Source organism: Frankia sp. CpI1-P (assembly GCF_001421075.1).
Classification (GTDB): domain Bacteria; phylum Actinomycetota; class Actinomycetes; order Frankiales; family Frankiaceae; genus Frankia; species Frankia torreyi.
This window is the reverse complement of record NZ_LJJX01000010.1, coordinates 1-25228: the sequence shown is the minus strand read 5'-3', so window position 1 is coordinate 25228 and position 25228 is coordinate 1. Positions and strand designations below refer to the sequence as shown.

Genomic DNA, 25228 nt, shown 5'->3' with positions numbered 1-25228 from the left:
NGAGACCTTCCAGGCCGCGTTGTCGCTGGCCCTCGGGCTCGCCGACGTCGTGACCGCCGAGGCCGGCGGGCGGCGGATGGATGCGCTGTTCATCGACGAGGGGTTCGGGACGCTGGATCCCGACAGCCTGGACGAGGTGATGGGCGTCCTCGACGAGCTGCGCTCCGGCGGCCGGCTCGTCGGGGTCGTCAGCCACGTCGCCGACCTGCGCCAGCGCATCCCGAACCAGATCCGGGTCGTCAAGGGCACGAACGGCAGCCGCGTCGAGACCACTCCCTGAACCGTCCGGCCGGCCCGGAGGCGCGGAGGCGCGGCGCGGTGGATCAGCGGGTCGGCAGCAGNAGGACGAGGTCGTCCCGGTGCACGATCTCCCGTTCGTAGGAGGGGCCCAGTTCGGCGGCGAGCTCGGCGGTGGACCGCCCCAGCATCGCCGGCAGCTCCACCGCGTCGAACGCCACCAGCCCTCTGGCCACCGGACGCCCGTCGGGAGCGACGAGGTCGACGGGGTCGCCCGCGGCGAAGTCGCCCTCGACGCCGGTGACCCCGGCGGGCAGCAACGACGCCCGCCGCCGCACGACGGCCGCGACGGCCCCGTCGTCCAGGCGCAGCAGCCCCTCCGGCGCGGTGGCGTGCGCCAGCCACAGCAGCCGGGAGGCCCGACGCGGGCCGGTGGGATGGAACACCGTCCCGACCTCCTCGCCGCGCAGCACGGGCGCGGCGTTCGCCGCCGAGGTGATGATCGCGGTAACGCCACCGGACGCGGCCATGCGGGCGGCCTCGATCTTGGTGGCCATGCCGCCGACGCCGACACCGGCGGTGCCCGTCCCGCGGGCGGTGAGCCCGGCGAGATCTGCGTCCGAGCGGACCTCGCGCAGCAGGTTCGCCGGCCCGTGGCGGGGGTTGGCGTCGTAGAGACCGTCCACATCCGACAGCAGCACCAGCAGGTCGGCGGACACCAGGTGGGCGACGATCGCGGCGAGGCGGTCGTTGTCGCCGAAGCGGATCTCCTGCGTGGCCACCGCGTCGTTCTCGTTGACGATCGGAACGACGCCGAGTTCGAGGAGCCGGTCGAGCGCGGTACGCGCGTTGCGGTAGTGGGTGCGGCGGATGACGTCGGTGGCGGTCAGCAGCACCTGGCCGACCCGGAAGCCCGCCCGGCCGAAGGCTGAGGCGTAGCTGTGGACCAGGGAGCTCTGCCCCACGCTGGCCGCGGCCTGCTGGGTGGCGAGGTCACGCGGCCGGCGGGCCAACCCCAGCGGGGCGAGACCGGCGGCGATCGCCCCGGAGGAGACGAGCACGAGCTGCCCGGCCCTGGGCAGCAGCGCGGACACGAGCCCCTCCAGGCGGGCGACGTCGAGTCCGCCCGCCGCCGTCGTCAGCGAGGACGACCCGACCTTGACGACGACCCGCTGCGCGTCGGCCACGAACGCCCGCATGTCGGCGCCTACGCGTCCGCGTCGACGGCGCCGCCCGTCCGGGCGTCGGCACCCGCGGCATCGGCACCCACGGCGTCGGCACCCACGGCGTCGGCACCCACGGCGTCGGCGTCGCCCAGGCGGGCGCGCCGTGCCCGGGCCATCCGCTCGGCCCGGGTGAGCCGGACCGAGCTGCTGAGCCGGTCGTCGCTGCCGCGGGGCCCGAGGGACGCCGCCACCGGGGCCGCCGCGCGACCCGCGGGGCGCGGGGGCACGGTCGGGACGTCCGGGTGCCGCTCCCCCACCGCCACGGCCTGGGCACCCGCGCCCGGCTCGTCGACGCCGAGCCGATCCTCGGCGGCGTTCCCGCCGCCGACCAGCCCGACGCCGCCCAGCCCGCCGCCGCTCAGGGTCGGCTCCCAGTCGAAGGTGACGTCGCCGATCGTGACCTCGACGCCCGCGGTCGCGCCGAGGCGGGCGAGCTCCTTCTCCACCCCGAGCCGGGCGAGCCGGTCGGCGAGGAAGCCGATGGCCTCGTCGTTGGTGAAGTCGGTCTGGCGCACCCACCGCTGCGGCTTCGCCCCGGTGATGAGAAAACCGTCGCCGAGAGACGTCACGGTGAAGTCGGGTTCGTTCACCGCCCGCGGACGCAGGACGACGCGGGTCGCGGACCGGCTCGGCGCCGCCGCCCGCAGCGCCGCGACCCGCTCCGCCAACGCCAGCGACAGCGCATGCACTCCCCGCCGGGTGGCGCTGCTCACCGCGAACACGTCGAGCCCTCGGGCCCGCAGATCGGCGGTGACCAGGTCGGCGAGATCGGCGGCGTCGGGCACATCGATCTTGTTGAGGACGACGAGCCGGGGACGGTCGGACAGGTCGGCGGAGTAGGCCGCGAGCTCGGCCTCGATGACGTCGAGATCGGACAGCGGGTCGCGTCCCGNCTCGAGGGTCGCNCAGTCCAGCACGTGCACGATCAGCGAGCAGCGCTCGATGTGCCGGAGGAACTCCAGGCCCAGGCCGCGCCCCTCGCTCGCCCCGGGGATGAGGCCCGGGACATCCGCCACCGTGTACGGCGGGTGATCCCCCGCCTGGGCTACCCCGAGGTTGGGCACGAGGGTGGTGAACGGGTAATCAGCGATCTTGGGCTTGGCGGCGCTCAGCACCGACACCAGGGACGACTTCCCCGCGCTGGGAAATCCGACGAGCGCGACGTCGGCCACCGTCTTGAGCTCCAGGACGGCGTCGAGCAACTCGCCGGGCTCGCCGAGCTCGGCGAATCCGGGGGCCTTGCGGCGGGCGGAGGCCAGCGCCGCGTTCCCCCGACCACCACGGCCGCCGCGAGCGAGCACGAACGCGCTGCCCGCCCCGACCAGGTCGATGAGCTGCTCGCCGTCGCCGGTGAGGACCACCGTGCCGTCGGGCACGGGGAGGATGAGGTCCTCCCCGTCCGCGCCACTCCGGTTCGAGCCCTGGCCGGGTCGGCCGCGCGAGGCCCGCTGGTGCGGATGGAAGTGGAAGTCGAGCAGCGTGGTCACGCTCGGGTCCACGACGAGACGGACATCGCCGCCGCGGCCGCCGTCACCGCCGTCCGGACCGCCCAGCGGCTTGAACTTCTCCCGGTGGATGGAGGCGCAGCCATGGCCGCCGTCGCCGGCCGCCGCGTGCAACACCACCCGGTCGACGAAGGTCGGCATCGCTGCTCCCTCTTCCCTGGTCCATCTCGTACGGTCTGCGGACCGTCGTCACATGCATGCCAAAACCGCGCGCACCAAACCCAGGCGGGATGATGCGCGCGGCTGTGTGCTCGGGTCTCCGAGGCGGCAAGCGCCGGGACGGCTGAGCCAGGCCTGGCTCAGCCGGTCGGCATCACCGCCCGATCGAGTCAGGCGGCGGGCGCCGCCACCTGCTCGACCACGTTCACGACGCGGCGGCCACGCCGGTGGCCGAACTGCACGTGACCGGCCGACAGCGCGAACAGCGTGTCGTCCTTGCCTCGGCCGACCAGCTCACCGGGGTGGAAGTGGGTGCCGCGCTGGCGAACGATGATCTCGCCGGCCTTGACGAACTGGCCGCCGAAGCGCTTCACGCCCAGCCGCTGGGCGTTGGAGTCCCGACCGTTGCGCGAGGAGCTCGCGCCCTTCTTATGCGCCATCTCGCTCAGGCCTTCCCGGTCTCGATGCCGGTCACCTTGAGACGCGTCAGCTTCTGGCGGTGGCCCTGACGCTTGTGGTAGCCGGTCTTGTTCTTGAACTTGTGGATCCGGATCTTCGGACCCTTGACGACGCCGACCACCTCGGCGGTCACCTCGACGGACGCGAGCGCGCCGGCTTCGTGGGTGACCGAGTCGCCGTCGACGAGCAGGAGCGCCGGAAGGTTCACGGCCGCGCCCGGCTTCCCGGAAAGGAGCTCGACGTCGACGACATCGCCGACGGCGACCCTGTGCTGCTTGCCGCCGCTGGCAACGACCGCGTACACCAGATCTCCCTGCTGTTGTTGAACCGCTGTGACCGCACGGAACTACGTTCCCCGCGGAGCTTTGGGTACGCCCCCCGCCGCCGACGGCCGCACAGCAGCCGTCAGGCGGCTCTTCCGGTGGGCCGGGCCCAGTCCGGATGAACGCGCGGACTCCACCTTACAGGTCATCGCCGCGGGGGTGACGACCGGGAGCCGCGACGGCAGTGCCCGCCGGGTGCCGGACGGGCCGACGGAGACGGCGAGGTCGGCGTTTCCCGGTGGGGATCCGGCCGGATCCCCACCGGACCGGTCACCCCGGTCGCACCCCACCGTCCCCCGCACGCGGGCCATATCTCTGGATGACCCGGACGGGCCATGGTGGAGCGGGCCGAGGAAGGAGAAGCATGGATCGTCCGCATGGCGCAGTTCCACGATGGATCGTGAGGCTTCGACGCCGGAGACAACATGGCGGGAGACAACGTCGCGCCGGGGGNGATGGGGATGGTCTGGCAACTGCTCGTCTGGACCGCGGGGGCCGGAACCGCCATGGCGCTCGCCGTGGCATGCCGCCCAGCGGCCGAGGCGGCCCGCCGCCACGGCTCGGTTCCCGGCACGGTGCCGGCCGCGACCGGCGCCCTGGCAGCGCTGGTGGTGGTCGGCCTGGCCCTCACCGCCTTCGCCGGTGTGCCGCCCTGGGCCGGTGCCTGCTGGCTGGTGGGGACCGCGCTGGCGGCGGGGTGGATCGCGCTGCGGCGCCGGGATCCTGCCGCCTGGGGAGTGCCCGTGACGCAGCCGGTAGGTGGGGAGACGGGGCAGGACGGCTCGCCGCGCCAGTGGATGAGTCCCGACCTCGCCGATCAGGACGATCTCGTCCAGTCGCTGACGATCGCGTCGTACGCGTTGCAGATGGGTGACCCGGGGCGGGCCCATCAGGCCGTCGAGGTCGCGCTGTCCCGCTCCCGGGCCACCCTGGATCTGCTGATGCGGGAGAACCCGGGCCGCGGGTTCGTCCGCTCCGGCCCGGCCACGTCCCAGACTCCGGCCGGTCCAACCGCCGCCTGAGGCTGCCTCCCGGCCGCGTCACCCGGTGGCCGCCCCTCCCGCCCGGAGGGATCCGGAGGGGAAGGGCGACCTACCTGGGCTCGCATGCCTGTGCCACTTCGGCGGCGGCACGCCTGCCGGCCGCCGGTCCGGTCAGGTGCCGGTGGACTCGGCCGAGGGCGGCACGGACTCCAGTGACTCGGCCGGCTTCGACACCGGACGGGACGCCCGGCGCCGCCGGCTCCGGACGGGCTTGCCCGCAGCCACACCGCTGTCGGCGGTGGCGAGGCTGTCGGGGTCGTCGGAGTTCGCGTACACGGGCGGCGCCGAGTCCCCGCCGCCGGTCTGCGCGAGGGGAGCCGTCGGGGCGGTCACCGCAACCGNCCCCGCGGGAACATGGCCGTTGCCGTTCACTGCCACGATCGGCCCGGCAGCGGCAGCGTCCGCCACCACGCCAGTGGGTGCCGACGGCGAGTCCGGGGCGCCCCCGGCATCGCCGAGCGCCATGCCGGCGTCGTCGTTGTCCGCCGCGGCCGGCTGGACGAGGTCCGCCGCCGACACGGCGCCACCCGCCACCTCGGTGTCCCCGGCGGGAGCGCCGACCGAGGCAGCCGCGACGAGCGCGGGGCCGCCGGCAGCGCGGGTGGCGGCGCCGCGCGAGCGCCGGCCCGACCCACCGGACCCGGACCCGACCGCGGCCGGTTCGGACTGGCCGGCGCCGGACCCGGCGGCGACCGAACCGGCCGCCGGGTGGGCGTGCCCGCCACCGCCGCCGTTGAGGTGGATGAGCACGCCACGGCCGTTACAGTGCACGCACGGCTCGCTGTACGCCTCCAACAGGCCCTGGCCCACCCGCTTGCGGGTCATCTGGACCAGGCCGAGGCTCGTCACCTCCGCGACCTGGTGCCGCGTGCGGTCCCGGCCGAGGCACTCGGTGAGCCGGCGTAGGACCAGCTCCCGGTTGCTCTCCAGGACCATGTCGATGAAGTCGATGACGATGATCCCGCCGATGTCCCGCAGCCGGAGCTGGCGGACGATCTCCTCGGCGGCCTCCAGGTTGTTCTTGGTGACGGTCTCCTCGAGATTGCCGCCCTTGCCGGTGAACTTGCCGGTGTTGACGTCGATGACCGTCATCGCCTCGGTGCGGTCGATGACCAGCGACCCGCCCGACGGCAGCCAGACCTTGCGGTCCAGCGCCTTGGCGAGCTGCTCGTCCACCCGGTAGTCGACGAAGACGTCCCCGGACCCGGTGTAGCGGCGGATGCGCGGACGCAGGTCGGGGGCGACCGCGTCGATGTACTCCTCGATCGTCGCGGCCTCGCCGGAGCCCTGGACGACCAGCTCGGTGAAGTCCTCGTTGAAGATGTCGCGGATCACCCGCACGACGAGGTCCGGCTCGCCGTAGAGCAGGGCCGGCGCCGACGCCTTCTTGGCCCGCCGCTCGATGTCCTCCCACTGCGCGGCGAGCCGCTCGATGTCGCGTTCGAGCTCGGCCTCGCTGGCACCCTCGGCGGCGGTGCGCACGATGACGCCGCCGTCCTCGGGCGTGATCTTCTTGAGGATGCTCTTGAGCCGCGCCCGCTCGGTGTCGGGCAGCTTGCGGCTGATGCCGGCGTTCTGGCCGTCCGGCACGTACACGAGGTAGCGGNCCGGCAGGCTGATCTGGCTGGTGAGCCGGGCGCCCTTGTGGCCGATCGGGTCCTTGGAGACCTGGACCAGGACCGACTGCCCCGACTTGAGCACCTGCTCGATCTTGCGGGGACGGCCGTCGAGCCCGGAGGCGTCGTAGTTGACCTCGCCGGCGTACAGGACGGCGTTGCGGCCCTTACCGATGTCGACGAACGCCGCCTCCATGCTGGCCAGCACGTTCTGCACCCGGCCGAGATGTGTATAAGAGACAGCGTCGTAGTTGACCTCGCCGGCGTACAGGACGGCGTTGCGGCCCTTACCGATGTCGACGAACGCCGCCTCCATGCTGGCCAGCACGTTCTGCACCCGGCCGAGGTAGACGTTGCCCGCGTAGGACGCGGAGCTCGCCCGGGTGACGAAGTGTTCGACGAGCACGCTGTCCTCGAGCACGGCGATCTGGGTGCGGTCGCCCGCGTGACGCACGATCATGCGACGCTCGACCGCCTCGCGGCGGGCGAGGAACTCGGCCTCGGTGACGATCGGCGGGCGGCGCCGACCGCTGTCCCGGCCCTCCCGCCGCCGCTGCCGCTTGGCCTCCAGCCGGGTCGAGCCGCTCAGTCCGCGGACCAGGTCATCGTCCCGGCGGATCTCCCGCACGTGCACGACCGTGTTCGGCGGGTCGTCGACCACCGCCGGCTCGTCACCGCCGGCACGCCGGCGCCGCCGGCGTCGGCGCCGGGAACCGCCCGCTCGATCGTCCTCGTCCTCGTCGTCGCCGTCGTCGGCGCGCTCCGCCGCCTCGCCGCCGTCCGCGGCGGCCGGCTCCAGCTCGCCACCGCGCCCGGGACGATCGGTGGCGTCCGCGGCGCGCGGGGCCTCGTCGGTCTCGCCGACGCCGTCCTCGACGTCGGTCTCGGTGCCGTCCTCGTCTCCGCGGGCCCGGCCACGACCCCGGCGGCCACGACGGCGGCGGCGGGTGGAACCCGACCCGCCGCCCTGGTCGTCGTCGTCGAACTCCCCGTCCTCGTCAACGGCGGTGAGTTCCTCGGTGACGATGTCGGTGTCGGTGTCCTCGTCGGCAAGCTCCGGCTCGGCGGGCCGCTCGGCGACGGCGGTCGGCGCCGATTCGGCGGCGGATCCCGCCTCGTCCGCGGCGTCGGCGCGCCGCCAGCGGGCCTCGACGGCCGCCGGCTCCGGCGCCTGGAAGGTCACCATCGCCACCGGGCGGCGAGCCGCCGGGCGGGAGACGGGCTCGACGGGCGGCTCGTCGCCGATGCCGGCCCAGGTCGGGGCGGTGACCCGCCGGGTCCTCGTCCGGGTGCGGGTGCCGGCCGACGCCGATTCGGCGGCAGCCGGTTCGGGCTGCACCGGCTCGCCCTCGGCGGGTGCCTGACCTCCGGCGGGTGCGGAGACGGGAGTCGAGCCGAGCGGCGTGCCCGTGGCCGGCGGCTCGGAGACGCCGGACGGCTGGGCGGCGGCGTCGACGACAGGCGGCTCGGCACCGGCCGACAGCTCAGTGACCGCGGACGGCTCGGCGACGGCGGCCGAGGGAACCTCGTCGGCCGGAACCTCGCTCGCCGGGGCCGGGCCGGGGGGAGCGTCGGCGGCCGAAGATCCGGCGGCCGACACCTCGGCTGCCGGCGCGGAACCGGACGCGGCCTCGGCGGGCGCACCCTTGGCAGCCGTCGCGCGACGCCTGGTGGTCCGGGTACGCGTGGCTCGGGTCCTGGTGGGCTCGCCACCCCCGGCCTCGGCGGGCGCGGTGACGGCCGGCGCCGGCTCGACGGCGGACGGCTCGACGGCGGACGGCTCGGTGGCAGAGGCCTCGGTGGTAGAGGCGGAGGCCTCGGCGGCGGGGGGTGCGACCGGTGCCGTCACCGGGCCGGACGCGGCTCGGCGGGCACGGGTCCGCTTGGGCTTCGGCGTGTCCTCGACGGGCGGCGCAGCCGCGGTCTCTCCGGACGGCGCCCCGGCGACAGGCGAGATCGGGGCCGGCGCCGAGCGGGACTCGGTGCTGGCAGCGGTGGCGGTGCCCGCGGCGACGGCCGGGGCCGGCGTGGTGCCGGCGGCGGCAGACGATCCTGCCGCTGTCGCGTCGGCACCGATCACGGATTCGACCGGGGTCGGGATCTCCGCCGCAGCGACGTCACGGACGGCACGGCGGCTGCGGGTCGCACGGGTACGCCGGGCCGGCGCCGAGGGCTCGACACCCTCGGTCGCGCCGCCACCGGCAGCCGTGGCGGCGTCGGCGGGCGCGGCGGCCGGCGACGTGGCGAGGTCGACGGGCGGGACGGCGCCGGAGACGGCCGGATCGGCCGTGGCAGCCACCTGAGCCGCGGCCGGGTCGACCGTGGCCGCATCGCTCGCGTCGTCCGCCTTTGCCCTGGTTGCGCGGGTCGAGCGGGTGCGCGTCGTGGAGCTGGTCCTCGTCCGCCGCCGGGTGGTGGCCGGCGCGTCGGCCGAGGGCGGCTCCCCGGAGGGGGTGGTGTCCTCACCGGAAACGGCCGCGGGGGCCGGGGGGCCGGCCGCGTCGTTGGTCACGCTCGGGGCGGCGGTTGCCACGGCGCCGTCGGGAGCGGACCCGTCCGGGTGCTCGGGGGGCGGACCGGCGGCCCGCCCTGCGGCCCTGCGCCGACGCGGCGCCGGGCGGGTGGATTCGGATTCGGTCTGGGTGGTCAGATCATCGTCGGGCACGGGTTAAGAAGCCTCTCGGGCTCCCGGGCGCGCTGCCTGGTGCAGTCGCGGCCGCGCAGAAGCCAATGTCTCGGTCCGGCTCGGGTGCTGCCGGGAAAGCCTGCGACGCCCTGCATCACGCTGATGACCGACCTGCTAGCCGGCCAGCGTCGTTGCGGTCCGGCGCCAGCGGGTCCGCCAGCGTCCTATCCTCGCGCAGTCGGCCCTGCTCCAGCCGGGTTGGCTCGGGCGGCACCGACGGGCGCAGACCGGCTACCACGCCAAGGGCGGTCAGCACGTCGTCTGGTCGCACAGCGGGCGTNGTGTGCCGCACGACCATCTCCAGTATCGCACACGTGTCGTTCCCTGCACGACAAACGNCCAAGACCATGGCCGCACGCACATCGAACCGGCGCCGGCCGTCCTTGGTCGCCCGCTCGACCTCGACGACGTCACGGCTCAACAGCTCGGCCACCGCGCCGCGCAACTCGGGCTCCGCGACCCCCGGCAGCCGCACCACCCACCGGGAGGCGTCGATCCGCTCCGCGAGCCCGGCTCCCTCGGCCTCCACGGCGCCCACCACGTCCAGTCCGGGCGGCAACGCCGCGTCCAGGGCGGCCTGCAGCCGCGCCGGCTCCACCGTCGCGGCCAGCGCCAGCTCGACGTACTCGGCCTCGCTCGCGGCGCCGGTGGGCGCGGCGCCCACCCAGGAGATCCGGGGGTGCGGGCTGAAACCCGCCGAGTACGCCATCGGCACCGCCGCCCGACGCAGCCCCCGTTCGAAGGTGCGGGCCACATCCCGATGTGACAGGAATCGCAGCCGGCCCCGCTTCGCGAAGCGCAGGCGAACCCGTTGGACCACCGGCGGGGGCGGCGGCCCCTCAGGCCGGCGTGCCACTACCCACCGCCGCGGGGTCGAGCCGAAGGTCGCCGGCTGGCCCGGCGCCGGCGCCGGCCTCCGCGGCCTCGGCCGCAACCGGGCCGGTGACCACCGGAGAACCCGCCGACACGCCCACCACCGGCAGCAACGATCGGCCGGTCGGGCCAATCTGGGTGTCCGTCCCCATCGTGGGGCAGACGCCACAGTCGTAGCAGGGGGTCCACCGGCAGTCGTCGAGCTCGGTCTCGCGCAGCGCCTCCTGCCAGTCGGCCCACAGCCAGTCCCGGTCGAGGCCCGCGTCAAGATGGTCCCAGGCGAGCACCTCGCGCTCGTCGCGCTCACGGGTCGTGAACCAGTCGAGGGAGACCCCGAGCGGTTCGAGCTCGGCGGCGCACGCCGACTCCCAGCGCCCGAACGAGAAGTGCTCGTTCCAGCCGTCGAACCGACCTCCCTCGCGCCAGACCCGCTCGATCACCGCGCCGACGCGGCGGTCGCCGCGGGCCAGCAGGCCCTCGATGATGCCGGGACGACCGTCGTGGTAGCGGAACCCGACCGCCCGGGCGATCTCCTTGTCGGCCCGCACGGTGTCCCGCAGCAGCTTCAGCCGCGCGTCGGTGACCTCGTGCGACGCCTGGCCCACCCACTGGAACGGAGTGTGCGGCTTCGGGACGAAGCCGCCGATCGAGACCGTGCAGCGGATGTCGCGGTGGCCGCTGGCGCGGCGGCCGGCCCGGATCACCTCCCGGGCGAGATCGGCGATCTCCAGCACGTCCTGGTCGGTCTCGGTCGGCAGGCCGCACATGAAGTAGAGCTTCACCTGACGCCAGCCGTGGGCGTAGGCGGTGCTGACGGTGCGCACCAGGTCCTCGGCGCTGACCATCTTGTTGATGACCTTGCGCAGCCGCTCCGAGCCACCCTCCGGGGCGAACGTCAACCCGCTGCGCCGGCCGTTGCGGGAGAACTCGTTGGCGAGCGTGACGTTGAAGGCGTCGACCCGCGTCGAGGGCAGGCTCAGCGAGACGTTGCCGCCGTCGTAACGGTCGGCGAGACCGGTCGCGATCTCGCCGATCTCGGTGTGGTCGGCGCTGGACAGCGACAACAGGCCGACCTCGTTGAAGCCGGTGGCCCGCAGCCCCGCCTCGACCATGGCACCGATGGTCTCGATGTTCCGCTCCCGCACCGGCCTCGTGATCATCCCGGCCTGNCAGAACCGGCAGCCCCGGGTGCAGCCGCGGAAGATCTCCACGCTCATCCGCTCGTGCACCGTCTCGGCGAGCGGGACCAGCGGCGCCTTCGGGTACGGCCAGGAGNCGAGGTCGGACAGCGTNTGCTTGGTCGGCCGGGCCGGGATGTCGTCGCGGTTGGCGGTGACCGCCTGGATGCGGCCGTCGGGCCGGTAGGCGACGTCGTAGAACGCCGGCACGTAGACCAGCCGTCGACGGGCGAGCCGGGCGAGCAGCTCGGTGCGCCCGCCGGGGGCGCCGGCCGCCTTCCAGGCGCGGATCACGTCGGTGATGCCGAGCACGGCCTGCTCGCCGTCGCCGAGCACCACGGCGTCGACGAACCGCGCGATGGGCTCCGGGTTGAACGCGGCGTGCCCGCCCGCGACGACCAGCGGGGCGGACTCGCCGCGGCGCTCGGCGTACAGGGGGATCCCGGCGAGGTCGAGCGCGGTGAGCATGTTGGTGTAGCCGAGCTCGGTGGAGAAGCTGACGCCGAGCACGTCGAAGTCACCCACCGGCCGGTGGCCGTCCACCGTGAACTGCGGCAGGCCATGCTCGCGCAGCAGCGCCTCCAGGTCGGGCCACACCGAGTAGGTCCGCTCGGCGAGCACGTCCGGCTGCTCGTTGAGGATCTCGTACAGGATCTGCAGCCCCTGGTTGGGCAGGCCGACCTCGTAGGCGTCCGGATACATCAGGGCCCAGCGCACCGCGGCGGCGTCCCAGGGTTTGACGATGGAGTTCCCCTCGCCGCCGACATACTGCACGGGCCTTCGCACCCGCGGGAGCAGCGGCTCCAGGCGAGCGAACAGCGACTGTCCGGACATGCAGGCGAGCCTACGGCACGGCGGCACCCCGCCACGGGCCCGCGCGATCGCCGGACCTCGGCGACTCCTTTGCCCAGCCACCGGCCCGTACGCCCAAGTTGCCTCTTTGGACGGAGACTCCCTGCTTATCCGGCGGACTCCGCACCCGATTCGTCCCTGGGATAAGCAGGGAACGACGGGCGGCGGCTACAGAGCGTAGGGGTCAGAACGCGAGCGTAGGCGGACGTTCTGGAGCAGGCCGACGGCGATCATGTTGGCGAACATCGACGAGCCGCCGTAGGACAGGAACGGCAGCGGCAGGCCGGTGACCGGCATGATCCCCAGACACATGCCGACGTTGACGAACGACTGGAAGGTGAACCAACAGACCACGCCGGTGGCGATCAGCGCGCCGAAGGAGTCCTGGGAGGCGAAACCGATCGACAGCGCCCGCCACAGCACGACGCCGAGCAGCACGATGATCCCGCCCGCGCCGAGGTAACCCAGTTCCTCGCCGGCCACGCTGAACACGAAGTCGGTCTGCTGCTCGGGGACGAACTGCCCCTGAGTCTGCTGGNCGTGCAGCAGACCGCGGCCGTGGATGCCGCCGTTGGCAATCGCGATCATGGCCTGGGCGACGTTGTAGCCCGTGCCCGAGGAGGCCTTGTTCTCGGAGACGAACGAGGTGAGCCGGGCCTCCTGGTACGGCTGGAGCAGGTGGAACTGCAGGATCGCGCCGCCGAACAGCACCCCGCACAGGATCAGTCCCAGCACCCATCGCCGCGGCGCCCCGCTGACCGCCAGCATGCCNAGGGTGGTGAAGACCAGCACCATGACCGTGCCGAAGTCCGGCTGGAGCATGATCAGTGCGATCGGGACCACGGTGAGCCCGAGCACGAGCAGGACGTCGCCGTGACCGGGGGCNCTGTGCCGGATCCCGGTGTGGCGATCCTCGTGCTGCTCCCCCAGCAGCATCGCCGCGCCCACGACCAGCGCCACCTTGGCGAACTCCGACGGCTGGAGCTGGAAGCCGGCGGGCAGCACGATCCACGAGTGCGCGCCGTTGATCGTCGAGCCGAACAGCAGCACCGCCACGAGCCCGACGAGCGAGCCGAGGTAGACGAACGGTGCGTACGCGCGTAGTACCCGATAGTCGACGACGGTCGCGACCGCGCCGAGCACCAGCCCGATGGCGAGGTTCAGCAGATGGCGCTTGAGGAACGTCTGCGGATCGCCGCCAGCCTCGCCGAGGCGCTGGCGGGTCGCCGACCACACCAGCAGCGCGCCCACGACGGACAGGCCGATGACGCAGAGCTGCAACGTCCAGTCGAGCCGCCGCAACGGCGAGTGGCGCCCGGAGGCGCGGTCCCGCAGTTGCCCGATCCGCCCTCGGACGGGTACCGGGGACGAACGCAGCGCGGTCGGTCCCGCCTCCTGGTTCACAACGCCTCCTCCCATCCACCGCCCTCCCGAACGCCGTCCGGCCGGACACCGCCCTCCCGAACATCGCCCGGCCGTCCGCGCGCGCCCGGGACCACGCCGACGCCGGGCGGTCCGGCGGGGCGGGTCACGGGCGCGCGGTGCCCGCGGGCGGGGCTCGGCTCGGCGCCGACGACAGGACGCCGACGGCGGCGGGCGGCCCCGCGCTCCCGGGCGGCGGATGCCAGGCGGCCGGGCCGGTCGCACCGGTCGCCAGCCCGGGGCCGGTGCGGGCGACGTCGGCGGTCGTCGACAGCGCGGGCAGCACCGCGAGCGGGCTGCCGGCCGGTGCTCCCACGACGGGCCCTCGACCCGGCGCCGACACGGGCGCCGCCACGATGGTCCCGACCGGCGGCACCCGCAGCGACGTCGCCGCGATCGTCCCGTCTCGGTTGATCTTCGGCAGGGCGGCCGGGGGCTGTCCGCCCGGCATCGCCGCCGCCTGGCCGACGCCGTAGATGGCCTGGTAGATCCGCTTGGCAACCGGGGCGGCGTACTCGGCGCCGGTGCCGGAGTCCGGGATCGTCACCACGACGGCGAACCGCGGGTCGTTGGCCGGGGCGAAGGAGGCGAACCACGAGGTGTCGCCCTTGCCCTCGACCTCGGCGGTGCCGGTCTTGGCGGCGATCGGGACGATGGTGCTCGGCCAGTCCGCGAAGACGCCGGTCGCCGTGCCGCCGCCCTCGGTGGTGACGCCGGCCAGGCTGCCGCGAATGTAGGCGAGGATCTCCGGGGAGACCGGCAGCGTCCCGGCCTTGCGCGGCGGGAAGGTCTGCACCACCCGGCCGTCCGGGGCGACTGCCGCCTTGGCCAGGGTGGGCTTCCACAGGGTGCCGCCGTTGGCGATCGCGGCGTAGGCCGTGGCGAGCTGCAGCGGGCTCACCGACAGGTACTGCCCCTGGCCGATCGCGAACTGGGTGGCCGCGCCGGCGTTGTAGAGGTAGCCGTCCACGCACGCCTCGGCCGCGTACTTGCGGAACCGCTCCGCCTTGACCGGGTCGGACTCCTCCGGGTAGCNGTTCTTCGCCCGCCGGCAGTAGGAGTCCTTCAGCTCCGCCCAGATCGCCTTCGCGCCGGCGCGGTCGACCACGGACCCCTTGGCTTCCCCGGGCAGGTCCAGGCCGGTGGCCTTACCGAAGCCCATGGCCTGGGCCATCCGGACGAAGTACTCCTTCGGCGGCGAGTAGGGCCCGCGGCCGTTGCGCAGACCGCCGTCGGCGAGCCACGAGTCGTAGGCGAACTGGTCGAAGATGACGTCGCAGGAGATGANGAGCGCCTGGTGCAGGGTGATCGGCCCGGCCGACTCGCCGTCGAAGTTGTGGAAGACCTGGTCGCCGATCTGCAGCGTCGGGGCGCAGTCGTAGCGTTGGTCGCCCTTGGCGCCCAGGTTCTGCATCGCGACGGCAGTGGAGATGGCCTTGAAGGTCGAACCTGCCGCGCCCGAGCCCTGGTAGGCCCGCGAGAGCAGGGGGATGCCGTTGGCGGGGTCCGACAGGGCCCGGTAGTCCTGCTCGGAGACGCCACCGACGAACACCGACGGGTTGTACGAGGGCAGGCTGGCCATCGCGACGACGCCGCCGGTGCGCACGTCGAGGACGACCGCCGACGCGGTCCGGTTGCCGCCGCCGAGCTGGTTGATCGTGTCCTGCAGCGCCTGCTCGGTCGCCTGCTGGACGCCGAGGTCGAGGTTGAGGACAAGGTGGTCGCCGCTGACCGGCGCGGTGGTCGACGCGGTGCCGGCCACCCGGCCGAAGCGGTCCACCTCCAGGCGCTCCACCCCGTCGGTGCCGCGCAGCTCGTCGTCGTAGGTGCTCTCCAGGCCGGCGACGCCGATCAGGCTGTTGAGGTGGTAGCCCTTCTCGTCGCCCTGCTTGTCGAGCTGGTCCTGGGTGACCGGGGCGAGGTACCCCAGCTCGTGGGCGGCCAGCGAGCCGTGCGGATACTCGCGCACGGCCTGCAGATCCGCCGACACGCCCGGGAAGCGATCCGGATGCTCGATGACGGCGAGCGCCTGCTGGGGGCTCACGTCCTTGGCGACCGGGACCGGCTGGTAGGGCGAGCCGTTCCAGCACGGCGGCTTCACCTGGGCGGTACAGAACCTGATCCGCCGGGTCAGCTCGTCGGCCGGCGTGTTGATCACGCCGGCGAGCCGGGCGAGGACCGCCTTGCCGTGGTCGGCCTGCCGGTCCGTCGCGGACCGGTTCACCGAGATGACCAGCGAGGTGCGGTTGCGGACCAGGGGCTGGCCGCGGTCGTCGAGGATCATCCCGCGGGTCGCCGGGGTCACGACCTCGCGCACCCGGTTCGTCTCGGCGACCTGGCGGTAGTGGTCCCCGTCGAGGACCTGCAGCACCCACAGCCGTGCGCCCAGGGTCGCCAGCAGCGACAGGACCAGCACACGCAGCAGCAGGACGCGGATCCGCATCCGATCGTTCATCGGCCGCCCCGCCGGGGGCGCCCGGACAACCGCCGGGAGCCCGCGGCCAGCAACGGAAACAGGAACGGGGTGAGCAGCACCGCGTAGATGCCGGCAGCCAGCGCGCGGACCACCGCCTCACCGCCGGTCAGCGCAGCCTCGCCGAAGATCGAGGTCGTCGCCGCGTAGCCCAGGGTGCCCGCCATGCAGGCCCCGGCGATCGCCGCGAGGGGCACCGCCACCGACCGCTCCGTCGCATCCATCACCAGACCAACAGCGTAACCGACCAGACACATAACGAGAGCAGACTGGCCGAGAACGTGACTTGACGCCAGATCGGCCAACACCCCGACCACGAACCCACTGACTGCCCCGACCAGCGGACCTTCAATCAGCGAGATCGCCGCCAGCAGGACGAGCACGAGATCCAGCCGGCCGCCGGGCAGGCCCAACCGGGCGACGATCGAGACCTGCACGACGAGCGCGACCGACAGCAGCGCGATCGCGGCGACGAAGGTGCGGGCGCGCAGGGTGTCCGCGGAGCCGACGATGTCCCACATGCCGGCTCAGCCCGTCCCGCCCTGACCGGCGCCGATCGTGCCGGAGGTGGTCGTGCCGGGAGTGGCGGTGCCGGGGGCGGCCGGCTGGGTCGGCGCCGGCTGGGTCGGCACCGGCTGCGGCGCCAGCAGGCGGTCGCCCGGGTCTGCCGCCGGCCGGCCGACGACCACGCCGACAAGGTCGAGCGTCCCGACCGACACGTACGGCTTGACCTCCGCCGTCCGGGACAGCCCGCCGACATCGGTGACCTTGGTGACGACGCCGATCGGCACGCCGGCGACGTAGTCCATGCTGCCGAAGGTCACCAACCGGTCGCCCTTCTGCACCCGGTAGGAGGCGTCGTACAGGGTGAAGGTCAACGCGCTCGGCCCCTGGCCGCCGGCCACGGCGCCGAGCAGCTGGGTGCGTTCCAGCCGGGCGCCGACCCGGCTGCCCGGGTCGCAGGCGAGGCGGACCACGGCGGTGTGTGCCGTGGCCGAGGAGACCGTGCCGACGAGCCCGTCGGCGTTGAGGACGGTCTTGTCGACGTCGACGCCGTCGTCCCGGCCCGCGTTGATGGTGACGGTCCAGTCCGTGCCGCTCACGTCGCCGACCGCGATGACCTTGGCCGGCACGATCGAGTACTGGCCCTTGTCCGCGATCAGCCGCAGATCGCCGAGCTGCTTGGACATCCGGCCGATCTCGGCGTTGTCGGCGAGCTGTCGACGCAGCCCGGCGTTCTCCTGGGCCAGCCGGTCGGCGCGGTCGTGGTAACGGTTCGGGTGGGCCAGCGACGAGGCGGTCCGGCCGATCGGCCGGGTCACCGCGGTCACGCCGTCCTCGACACCGCCGAGGACCGAGTGCACGACACCGCGGGCTCCGCTGGCGGAGCGGCCGGTCTTGTAGTCGAGGGTGATCAGGGTGAAGGCGACGATGAGCAGGGCGACGATCACCAGGCGGGATCGCCTCGTGTCACGCCCCACTGCAGCCTCCGAACAAGCTCTCAGGCCCCGCGCCGCCGCACGGCAGGCGCCGGGCGGCACGGGGCACCTGCCCGCTCACCGCGGAGCGGGCACGGCACCGGCCGGGTGGCGACGGGCCGGTGGCGCCGGCCGGAGCCGGCCGCCGCGCACGGTCCGTCGCTGAGGTCGGACGATCCACATCGCCACGACGTTCCCGGATCTGACACGAAATTCCCCACCGGTGGGAACGTCCCGGACAGCGCCCGGGAACGGGCGCGCCGGGGGTTGCGGCCGCGGCGCGCTACCGCCGCGGCTCCGAGATCAGTACCTGCTGGAGCGCCTCGAACTCCTCGACGCACTTGCCCGAGCCCATGGCCACCGAGTGCAGCGGGTTCTCGGCGATGTGGATGGGCATGCCGGTCTCGTGCCGCAGCCGCTCATCGAGCCCGCGCAGCAGGGCACCGCCACCGGTCAGGACGATGCCGCGGTCCATGATGTCGCCGGACAACTCCGGCGGGCAGCGGTCCAGCGTCACCTTCACCGCGTCGATCACGGCGTTGACCGGCTCCTCGATCGCCTTGCGGATCTCCTCCGCGGTCACCACTATCGTCTTCGGCAGGCCGGTGACGAGGTCGCGCCCGCGGATCTCCGCGCTGGGCTCGTCGGGCACCTTGTGCGCCGAGCCGATCGCCATCTTGATCTCCTCGGCGGTGCGCTCGCCGAGCATCAGCGAGTACTCCTTCTTCACGTAGGAGATGATCGCGACGTCCAGCTCGTCGCCGGCGGTGCGGATCGACTGGCTGGTGACGATGCCCCCCAGCGAGATCACGGCGACCTCGGTCGTCCCGCCGCCGATGTCGACGACCATGTTGCCGGTCGGCTCGTGCACCGGCAGGCCCGCGCCGATCGCGGCGGCCATCGGCTCCTCGATGATGTACACCTTGCGGGCGCCGGCCTGGTAACCGGCGTCCTTGACGGCTCGCTGCTCCACCCCGGTGATCCCCGACGGCACGCAGACCACCAACCGCGGCTTGGCGAAGTGGCGTCGCCGGTGCACCTTCTGGATGAAGTACCGCAGCATCCGCTCGGTCGTCTCGAAGTCGGCGATGACGCCGTCCTTCAACGGACGCACGGCCACCACGTTCCCGGGAGTTCGGCCGATCATCCGCTTGGCGTCGGTGCCGACCGCGAGGATGCCCGAGGTCGTGGTGTTGATGGCGACCACGCTCGGCTCGTTGAGGACGATCCCTCGGCCGCGCACGTACACCAGGGTGTTGGCGGTACCGAGATCGACGGCCATGTCACGACCGAGGAACGACAGCGAACTGGACATCGTCGGGTACCGACCTTCCCGGGGGATGCGGTCCTGGCCGCCTCCGGCGCGACCGACGGCACGGCCAGCCAGGGAGCCGGAGAAGCGCGTGGAACACGTACAGGGTTCGTAGATCGGGCAGGACGACCCGGAGCGCCCCACGCGGAAACGATCGCAGCAACCAACCGTCACAGCCGGTCACTGCGACCCACCGGACACGCTCCGGGCAAGTACTTGAAGGGTAGACCGCCGGGCAGCCCCCCGCCGCCCCGGCCGGTCGCGAGGCGGCTCGTGTCACCCTTGGGTCAGATCGACCCAGCGGGCATCAATGGGTAACAGTCCCGGTACGCAACGCGCCTCAACGAGGCCTCGACGGACGGCCAAGGACGCGATGCAGGCACAAAATGGCCGGCCGCGATCGGCGGACTCCGGTTCACGGCTCCGCGGGCGAGTACGCCCCGGGCCGCGCGGCGCCCGGGAACTCACCCGAATCCGGTGAGCGCACGGCGTGGTCCGGTCCGCCCGGGACCACGCCGCGACCACTCACCCATCCGTGCCAGTAAGGATGGGCGCCCGTCAGTCCGCACCCGTCGGACGGCTGGGGACTGACGAGCCCACGCAGGTCAGCTCAGGCCGGGGAAGAACAGGTCGATCTCGCGCTTGGCGGACTCCGGCGAGTCGGAGCCGTGCACGAGGTTCTGGCCGATCTCCAGCGCGTAGTCGCCGCGCAGCGAGCCGGGGGCGGCCTTCACCGGGTCGGTGGCGCCGATCAGCCCACGCGACGCCTCGACGGCCCGCGGGCCCTCGGCGACCAGCGCGACCAGCGGGCCGGAGATGATGAAGTCGACCAGCTCACCGAAGAAGGGCTTGCTGGCGTGCTCGCCGTAGTGCGTCTCGGCGACGGAGCGCTCCAGCGTGCGCAGCTCCAGGGCCACCAGGGTNAGCCCCTTGCGCTCCAGCCGGCCGACCACCTCACCGACGAGGCCACGGCNGACGCCATCGGGCTTGACCAGGATGAGGGTGCGCTCGGCGGACACGGTACTCCTTCTCGATCATCGACATCGTCGTCCTCGACGGGCCCGCGGGCCCGGTGTCAACTTACAGGGTGCCCGCGCCATCACCATGGCCGAACCGGGCCAACTCAGGACCGCAGCAACGCCCGCGCCCGACCCACAACGGGGGCCGAACCAGTCACCAGCACCCCGGCTCCGCCCAGGTCGGCGTCCTCCTCGGCGAGCCGGACCGCGTCGTCGACCGCGTCGTCGAGCCGGGGGGCGACCTCGACCCGGTCGGCGCCGAACACGCCCGTCGCCACGGCCGCGAGGTCGTCGACGCCCAGCGCCGCCGCCGTCGCCCCGGTCGTGACGACCACGGTGGCGAGGACCGGCTCGAGCGCGGCCAGGATCCGGGCGGCGAGCGTCTCGTCGCCCTCGACGGCGACCACGCCGACGAGCACGTCGAAGCTGAACGCCTCGTCGAGCGCGCCCGCGAGGGCCGCCGCACCGAGGGGGTCCTGGGCGACGTCGAGCACGATCGTCGGTGAGCGGCGCACGACCTCCAGCCGGCCCCGGGCGTCCACCTGGGCAAGGCCCGCCCGGACCACGTCGAGATCGAGGGCGCTGCGACCGCCGCCCAGGAACGCCTCGACGGCGGCGAGCGCGACGGCGGCGGCGTGCGCCTGATGGGCGCCGTGCAGGGGCAGGAAGAGCTCGTCGTACGTGCCACCGAGCCCCTTCAGTGTGATCATCTGCCCGCCGACGGCGATGCGGCGGCCGAGCACGCCGAACTCCATGCCCTCCCGCGCCACCGTCGCCCCGCTGCCGGCGGCCCGCCGCAGCAGCGCCTGCGCGGCCGGCAGGGCCTGCTGGGCGAGCACGACGAGGGTGTCCGCCCGGATGGCCGAGCCGACCGGCGCGGCGATCCGGGCGAGCTGCGCCTCGGCGGCGTCGGTGTCCCCGGCGAGCACGGCGGCGTCAACGGCGTCGGCGGCGTCGAAGGCGTCGAGCGGGCTCACCCCGGCGACGCCGTCCGCGCCGGCGACCGTCACCGGGGTGATCGCGGCCACCGGCGCGTCGAGCAGGTCGGCCAGGTCGCCGAGCTCCGCGGAACCGTCCCAGCCCGACTCGACGACGGCCACGTCGACCGGGGCGTCCGCGAACGCGGCGAAGGCCACGGCGGTGAGCAGCTCGAAGGCGCTCAGCGGGCCGTCATCCTCGATCAGCGGCAGGTACGGCGCGATGTCGTCGAAGGCCGCCTCGAGCACGTCGGGCGAGATCGCCGCACCGGCCAGACCCACCTGCTGGGCGCTGCCGAGCCAGCCAGGCGACCGCAGGGAGCCCGCGCGGATGCCGAACGAGTCGAGCAGCACGGTGATGGCGGCCACGGTGGAGCTCTTCCCGACGGACCCCGCGACCACGATGCTGGGGAAGGCCCGCTGCGGCTGACCGAGCAGATCCAGCAGGCGGCGCAGCCGCGCCAGTCCCGGTGGTACCGCGACGGCGGCGCGCTGCGCGTACGCGGCCGCAAACGGCGCAGGACCCGCCCAGGCGGCATCGCCGGACGTCGAGGTGGTGCCGGCGTTCGCCGCGGCGCCTGTCACGGCCCCGATCCTACGAGTCCGGACGACCGGCGGTCCCCGGGCACCCCGGCGGCCCACCGACCTGCCCGTCGACCGGCGCCGGCCGCACGGCCGACTCGTCCGGGTTGCGCGGGTCGCTACTGTCGAGCGCGGGTGAAGGAGGCGGGAACAGCAGGTGACGTGGACCTATGAGGCGGCATGCGCCGCCCTGGCCAGCTCGGTGGACCTGGAGAAGCAGGCGATCACGGCCGAGCCGCCGGTGCCGAGCCTGGACCGGATGCGGGAGCTGGCCCGCCGGCTCGGCGACCCGCAGAACCGGGGCGCGATGATCCATCTGACCGGCACGAACGGGAAGACGTCGACGGCGCGGATCACCTCGGCCCTGCTCGGCGCCGCGGGCCTGCGCGTCGGCCAGTACACCAGTCCGCACCTGGAGCGGACGAACGAGCGGCTGGTCGTCGACGGCCGGCCGATCGACGACAGCGAGTTCGCCCGCTGCGTCGGCGCGGCGGTGGACGCGGCCGCGCCGATGGCGGACCGCCCGACCTTCTTCGAGCTGCTGACGGCCGCGGCGTTCCACTGGTTCGCCGACCGGGCCGTCGATGCCGCGGTGGTCGAGGTCGGGCTGCTCGGCCGGTGGGACGCCACGAACATCGCCGACGGCCGCGTCGCGGTCGTCACCGGCATCGGCGCGGACCATCTGGACTACGCGGGGAGCCTGGCCGGGGTGGCCCGGGAGAAGGCCGGCATCGTCAAGCCCGGTGCGGATCTCGTGCTCGGCGAGGTCGACGCCCGCTTCGACGACGTCTTCACCCGGACGCCGGCGGCCCGGGTCCTGCGCCTGGGCCGGGACTTCGCCATGGCCGGCGGACGCCCCGACCCCGCCGGGCGCCGCGGGGATCTGCGCACCCCCGCCGCCCGCTACGACGACGTCCTTCTGTCGCTACACGGCGCCTACCAGGAGGCCAACGCCGCGTGCGCGCTGGCGGCGGTGGAGGCTTTCCTCGGTCGTCCGTTGCCCGAGGAGGCGGTCCGGGCAGGGCTCGGGTCGGTGCGGGCGCCAGGCCGGCTGGAAATCGTCGGGGCGGCGCCCCTGTGCGTGCTCGACGGCGCCCACAATCCGGCGGCGGCGGCGGCGCTGGCCCGCTCGCTCGCCGAGGAGTTCCCGGACCGGAGCTGGACGGTCGTCTACGGCGCACTACGCGGCCACGACTTCGCCGCCACCCTGGCGGAGCTGCGCGCGCAGCGGATCGACTCGCTGATCTGCTGCGAACCGGCGTCCCCGCGGGCGATCCCGGCCGAGCAGGTCGCCGGGGCGGCGCGGCGGTGGGCGATCCCCGCGCAGAGCGCCCCCGGGGTCGCGGCCGCGGTGCGGCTCGCCCGGCGACGGGCGGGGACGACCGGCGCGATCCTGGTGACCGGGTCGTTCTACCACCTCACCGAGGCTCGGCGGGCGCTGGCGGGGTGATCGCGCGCTGATCCGGAGCCGGGACGGGGCGGGGCGGGCGCTGGAGTCCCGTCCCGCCCCGGCCCGGCTGCGGCCTCAGGCCGACTTCTCCTGGCGGGGCGCCCGCTTCGAGGCGACGTCCCGCGGCACGAGCGTGGGGTTGACGTGCTCCAGGACGACCTCGCGGGTGACGACGACTCGAGCGACGTCCTTGCGACTCGGAATGTCGTACATCACCGACAGCAGCACCTCCTCCATGATCGCCCGCAGGCCGCGGGCGCCGGTGCCGCGCAGGATCGCCTGGTCGGCGATGGCCTCCAGCGCGTCGGAGGTGAAGTCGAGATCGACGCTGTCCAGCTCGANCAGCCGCTTGTACTGCCGGACCAGGGCGTTCTTCGGCTCGGTGAGGATCCGGATCAGCGCCTCGCGGTCCAGGTTGGACACGCTGGTGATGACCGGCAGCCGGCCGATGAACTCNGGGATCATGCCGTACTTGAGCAGGTCCTCGGGCATGATGTCGCCGAACACGTCGGAGGCGTCCGGGTCGTCCTTGCCGTGCAGCACGGCGCGGAAGCCCAGCGACTTCTTGCCGATCCGCGACTCGATGATCCGGTCCAGCCCGGCGAAGGCCCCGCCCACGATGAACAGGACGTTCGTCGTGTCGATCTGGATGAACTCCTGGTGCGGATGCTTGCGGCCGCCCTGCGGCGGCACGCTCGCGGTGGTGCCCTCCAGGATCTTCAGCAGGGCCTGCTGGACGCCCTCGCCGGACACGTCCCGGGTGATGCTGGGATTCTCCGACTTACGGGCGATCTTGTCGACCTCGTCGATATAGATAATCCCGGTTTCGGCCTTTTTGACGTCGTAGTCGGCGGCCTGGATCAGCTTGAGCAGAATGTTCTCGACGTCCTCGCCGACGTAGCCCGCCTCGGTCAGCGCGGTCGCGTCGGCGATGGCGAACGGGACGTTGAGCATCCGTGCCAGGGTCTGGGCCAGCAGCGTCTTGCCGCACCCGGTCGGTCCGAGCAGCAGGATGTTGCTCTTGGNGAGCTCGACCTCGACCTTGCCGCCCTCGGCGCCGCCGCCCCCGCCCGAGNCGCCGGCCTGCACCCGCTTGTAGTGGTTGTAGACCGCGACGGAGAGGGTCTTCTTCGCCGTCTCCTGCCCCACGACGTAGCTGTCGAGGAACTCGTAGATCTCGCGGGGCTTGGGGAGCTCGTCCCACTTCAGCTCGGAGGACTCGGAGAGCTCCTCCTCGATGATCTCATTACACAGATCGATGCACTCGTCACAGATATAGACGCCAGGGCCGGCGATGAGCTTTTTCACCTGCTTCTGCGACTTACCGCAGAACGAGCACTTGAGCAGGTCACCGCCATCACCGATGCGTGCCACCGAGGACTCAGTCCCTTCGTCCAGACGATGGTGTCGCCTGCGTGTCAGGGGCGGTTGACACCGCCCGGTCGTCGCGTGTCTGCCTGCAACCATCCCCGTGGGGACGGTACCCCGCCGAGCGGCCCGGTGAGTGCCCTATCGCTCGGCTCATACCGGTCAGCCTACGGTCACCATGGCCGTCCTCGCGCGTCCGCGCAGTCCCATAAGGCCAACGCGTCACGGACATCAGGAAGCTGACCGCATTCGACCCGTCGGCGCGTCGCGCGAACCGGCCCCCGATGGCCCCGCGCCACGCCGCCGACCTCGCGCGGCATCGTGCCGCGCGAGGCGTCGGCCGCTGGGCGCGCGAGGCGCCCGACCGGCGCCCCGGCCCGCGCCGGGAGTCCGGTGAGCGCCCCTCGTCCGGCACGCGTCCGGGACCCGCCGCTAGCGCGTCGTGGCGAGCCGCGAGGACTTGCGGGTCTTGATGACCTCGTCGATCAGGCCGTACTCCTTGGCCTCGTCGGCGCTGAAGATCTTGTCCCGCTCGATGTCCTTGCGGATGTCCTCTTCCTTCCTGCCGGTGTGGGTGGCAAGCATCCGCTCCAGCAGCGACCGCATCCGCAGGATCTCGCGGGCCTGGATCTCGATGTCGCTGGACTGGCCCNCCCCCTGCGCCGACGGCTGATGGATCAGGATCCGGCTGTTNNCCAGCGCGAACCGCTTGCCCGGCGTCCCCGCCGCCAGCAGCACCGCCGCCGCCGACGCCGCCTGCCCCATGCAGATCGTCGAGATGTCCGGCCGCACGAACTGCATCGTGTCGTAGATCGCCGTCAACGACGTGAACGACCCACCCGGCGAGTTGATGTAGATCGAGATGTCCCGGTCCGGATCCTCCGACTCCAGGAACAGCAACTGCGCCATCACGTCGTTCGCCGACACATCGTCGATCTGCACGCCGAGAAAGACGATCCGCTCCTTGAGCAGCTTCGAGTACGGGTCCAT

16 protein-coding genes and 21 pseudogenes are annotated in these 25228 nt (G+C 73.3%); 2 read left to right on the top strand and 35 right to left on the bottom strand.

All coding sequences use genetic code 11. The features are described 5' to 3' along the window. Window position 1 precedes the first annotated feature (1 nt). Window positions 2-280, top strand: a 279-nt coding sequence (locus FF86_RS44075; protein ID WP_242418430.1) for an SbcC/MukB-like Walker B domain-containing protein, incomplete at its 5' end; no start/stop codon positions are given. 62 nt (window positions 281-342) lie between these two features. On the opposite strand, the gene proB is transcribed toward FF86_RS44075, so the two are convergent. From proB to FF86_RS08795, 28 genes and pseudogenes are all read right to left on the bottom strand, one after another. Next, the coding region (proB, locus tag FF86_RS08865; protein WP_242418429.1) for a glutamate 5-kinase at window positions 343-1436 on the bottom strand (1094 nt) is incomplete at its 3' end. A gap of 8 nt (window positions 1437-1444) precedes the next feature. Continuing rightward, a pseudogene (cgtA, locus tag FF86_RS44070) lies at window positions 1445-2355 on the bottom strand (Obg family GTPase CgtA); the annotation flags it as partial. A 14-nt stretch (window positions 2356-2369) separates the two neighbouring features. Beyond that, window positions 2370-3109 (bottom strand): GTPase ObgE (obgE, locus tag FF86_RS44065; RefSeq protein ID WP_242418428.1); only part of this gene is annotated, 740 nt, incomplete at its 3' end. Window positions 3110-3297: 188 nt separating this feature from the next. Further along, complete coding sequence (rpmA, locus tag FF86_RS08855; protein ID WP_009739808.1) at window positions 3298-3567, bottom strand: 50S ribosomal protein L27; 270 nt, start codon at window positions 3565-3567, stop codon at window positions 3298-3300. Between the two features lie 5 nt (window positions 3568-3572). Then, complete coding sequence (gene rplU / locus FF86_RS08850; protein ID WP_041939020.1) at window positions 3573-3890, bottom strand: 50S ribosomal protein L21; 318 nt, start codon at window positions 3888-3890, stop codon at window positions 3573-3575. A 1404-nt stretch (window positions 3891-5294) separates the two neighbouring features. Beyond that, window positions 5295-6558 (bottom strand): annotated as a pseudogene (locus FF86_RS44055) (Rne/Rng family ribonuclease); the annotation flags it as partial. Between the two features lies 1 nt (window position 6559). Next, window positions 6560-6794, bottom strand: a pseudogene (locus tag FF86_RS65705) (hypothetical protein); the annotation flags it as partial. A 27-nt stretch (window positions 6795-6821) separates the two neighbouring features. Beyond that, window positions 6822-9233 (bottom strand): annotated as a pseudogene (locus FF86_RS44050) (ribonuclease E/G); the annotation flags it as partial. A gap of 115 nt (window positions 9234-9348) precedes the next feature. Further along, window positions 9349-9534: pseudogene (locus FF86_RS44045) on the bottom strand (radical SAM protein); the annotation flags it as partial. 1 nt (window position 9535) lies between these two features. Then, window positions 9536-9592 (bottom strand): annotated as a pseudogene (locus FF86_RS44040) (hypothetical protein); the annotation flags it as partial. Window position 9593: 1 nt separating this feature from the next. Beyond that, window positions 9594-10110 (bottom strand): TIGR03936 family radical SAM-associated protein (locus FF86_RS08835; protein WP_242418427.1); only part of this gene is annotated, 517 nt, incomplete at its 3' end. Beyond that, window positions 10094-11296, bottom strand: a pseudogene (locus FF86_RS44035) (radical SAM protein); the annotation flags it as partial. The pseudogene FF86_RS44035 and the gene FF86_RS08835, both read right to left, overlap by 17 nt. 1 nt (window position 11297) lies before the next feature. Next, window positions 11298-11402: pseudogene (locus tag FF86_RS44030) on the bottom strand (hypothetical protein); the annotation flags it as partial. An 18-nt stretch (window positions 11403-11420) separates the two neighbouring features. Continuing rightward, a pseudogene (locus FF86_RS44020) lies at window positions 11421-12139 on the bottom strand (B12-binding domain-containing radical SAM protein); the annotation flags it as partial. A gap of 186 nt (window positions 12140-12325) precedes the next feature. Continuing rightward, window positions 12326-12695 (bottom strand): annotated as a pseudogene (locus FF86_RS44015) (FtsW/RodA/SpoVE family cell cycle protein); the annotation flags it as partial. A gap of 1 nt (window position 12696) precedes the next feature. Continuing rightward, window positions 12697-12928: pseudogene (locus FF86_RS44010) on the bottom strand (FtsW/RodA/SpoVE family cell cycle protein); the annotation flags it as partial. A gap of 1 nt (window position 12929) precedes the next feature. Beyond that, window positions 12930-13042: pseudogene (locus FF86_RS44005) on the bottom strand (hypothetical protein); the annotation flags it as partial. 1 nt (window position 13043) lies between these two features. After that, on the bottom strand, window positions 13044-13561 hold a 518-nt coding region (locus tag FF86_RS44000; RefSeq protein ID WP_313954311.1), incomplete at its 3' end, for an FtsW/RodA/SpoVE family cell cycle protein. Window positions 13562-13685: 124 nt separating this feature from the next. Continuing rightward, window positions 13686-14614, bottom strand: a pseudogene (locus FF86_RS43995) (penicillin-binding transpeptidase domain-containing protein); the annotation flags it as partial. Window position 14615: 1 nt separating this feature from the next. After that, a pseudogene (locus tag FF86_RS43990) lies at window positions 14616-14866 on the bottom strand (penicillin-binding protein 2); the annotation flags it as partial. 1 nt (window position 14867) lies between these two features. Then, window positions 14868-16034, bottom strand: a 1167-nt coding sequence (locus tag FF86_RS43985) for a penicillin-binding transpeptidase domain-containing protein (RefSeq protein ID WP_255355741.1), incomplete at its 3' end; no start/stop codon positions are given. Continuing rightward, window positions 16031-16573, bottom strand: a complete 543-nt coding sequence (gene mreD / locus FF86_RS08815) for a rod shape-determining protein MreD (protein ID WP_044882927.1) — start codon at window positions 16571-16573, stop codon at window positions 16031-16033. The genes mreD and FF86_RS43985, both read right to left, overlap by 4 nt. Before the next feature lie 6 nt (window positions 16574-16579). After that, window positions 16580-17533, bottom strand: coding sequence for a rod shape-determining protein MreC (gene mreC / locus FF86_RS08810; protein WP_055865583.1), 954 nt, complete (start codon window positions 17531-17533; stop codon window positions 16580-16582). Window positions 17534-17813: 280 nt separating this feature from the next. Further along, complete coding sequence (locus FF86_RS08805; RefSeq protein WP_009739818.1) at window positions 17814-18845, bottom strand: rod shape-determining protein; 1032 nt, start codon at window positions 18843-18845, stop codon at window positions 17814-17816. Between the two features lie 602 nt (window positions 18846-19447). Next, window positions 19448-19765: pseudogene (locus FF86_RS08800) on the bottom strand (nucleoside-diphosphate kinase); the annotation flags it as partial. Between the two features lies 1 nt (window position 19766). After that, window positions 19767-19815 (bottom strand): annotated as a pseudogene (locus FF86_RS43980) (nucleoside-diphosphate kinase); the annotation flags it as partial. Between the two features lies 1 nt (window position 19816). Next, window positions 19817-19861 (bottom strand): nucleoside-diphosphate kinase (locus FF86_RS62070; protein WP_255355743.1); only part of this gene is annotated, 45 nt, incomplete at its 3' end. Between the two features lie 104 nt (window positions 19862-19965). Continuing rightward, a complete protein-coding gene (locus tag FF86_RS08795) occupies window positions 19966-21423 on the bottom strand; it encodes a dihydrofolate synthase (RefSeq protein ID WP_044882924.1) in 1458 nt (485 codons plus the stop codon). Window positions 21424-21577: 154 nt separating this feature from the next. Here FF86_RS08795 and FF86_RS08790 point away from each other — a divergent pair, with 154 nt between their 5' ends. Then, window positions 21578-22870 (top strand): folylpolyglutamate synthase/dihydrofolate synthase family protein, encoded by a 1293-nt coding sequence (locus FF86_RS08790; RefSeq protein ID WP_044882923.1) that lies wholly within the window; start codon window positions 21578-21580, stop codon window positions 22868-22870. A 75-nt stretch (window positions 22871-22945) separates the two neighbouring features. Here FF86_RS08790 and FF86_RS43975 read toward each other — a convergent pair. The 7 genes and pseudogenes from FF86_RS43975 to FF86_RS43940 form a co-directional block, all read right to left on the bottom strand. Beyond that, window positions 22946-23211, bottom strand: a pseudogene (locus tag FF86_RS43975) (ATP-dependent Clp protease ATP-binding subunit ClpX); the annotation flags it as partial. A 1-nt stretch (window position 23212) separates the two neighbouring features. Next, a pseudogene (locus FF86_RS43970) lies at window positions 23213-23326 on the bottom strand (hypothetical protein); the annotation flags it as partial. A gap of 1 nt (window position 23327) precedes the next feature. After that, window positions 23328-23895: pseudogene (locus tag FF86_RS43965) on the bottom strand (AAA family ATPase); the annotation flags it as partial. Window position 23896: 1 nt separating this feature from the next. After that, window positions 23897-23945, bottom strand: a pseudogene (locus FF86_RS43960) (hypothetical protein); the annotation flags it as partial. Between the two features lies 1 nt (window position 23946). Then, window positions 23947-24244 (bottom strand): ClpX C4-type zinc finger protein (locus FF86_RS43955; protein WP_304438113.1); only part of this gene is annotated, 298 nt, incomplete at its 3' end. A gap of 426 nt (window positions 24245-24670) precedes the next feature. Continuing rightward, window positions 24671-24890: pseudogene (locus FF86_RS43950) on the bottom strand (ATP-dependent Clp protease proteolytic subunit); the annotation flags it as partial. Window positions 24891-24933: 43 nt separating this feature from the next. After that, the coding region (locus FF86_RS43940) for an ATP-dependent Clp protease proteolytic subunit (RefSeq protein WP_242418425.1) at window positions 24934-25228 on the bottom strand (295 nt) is incomplete at both ends.

Excerpts from the sequence above, each read along its gene's own strand:
- mreD (WP_044882927.1), bottom strand. The coding sequence starts at position 16,573 with ATGTGGGACATCGTCGGCTCCGCGGACACCCTGCGCGCCCGCACCTTC.
- rpmA (WP_009739808.1), bottom strand. The coding sequence starts at position 3,567 with ATGGCGCATAAGAAGGGCGCGAGCTCCTCGCGCAACGGTCGGGACTCC.
- FF86_RS08805 (WP_009739818.1), bottom strand. The coding sequence starts at position 18,845 with ATGTCCAGTTCGCTGTCGTTCCTCGGTCGTGACATGGCCGTCGATCTC.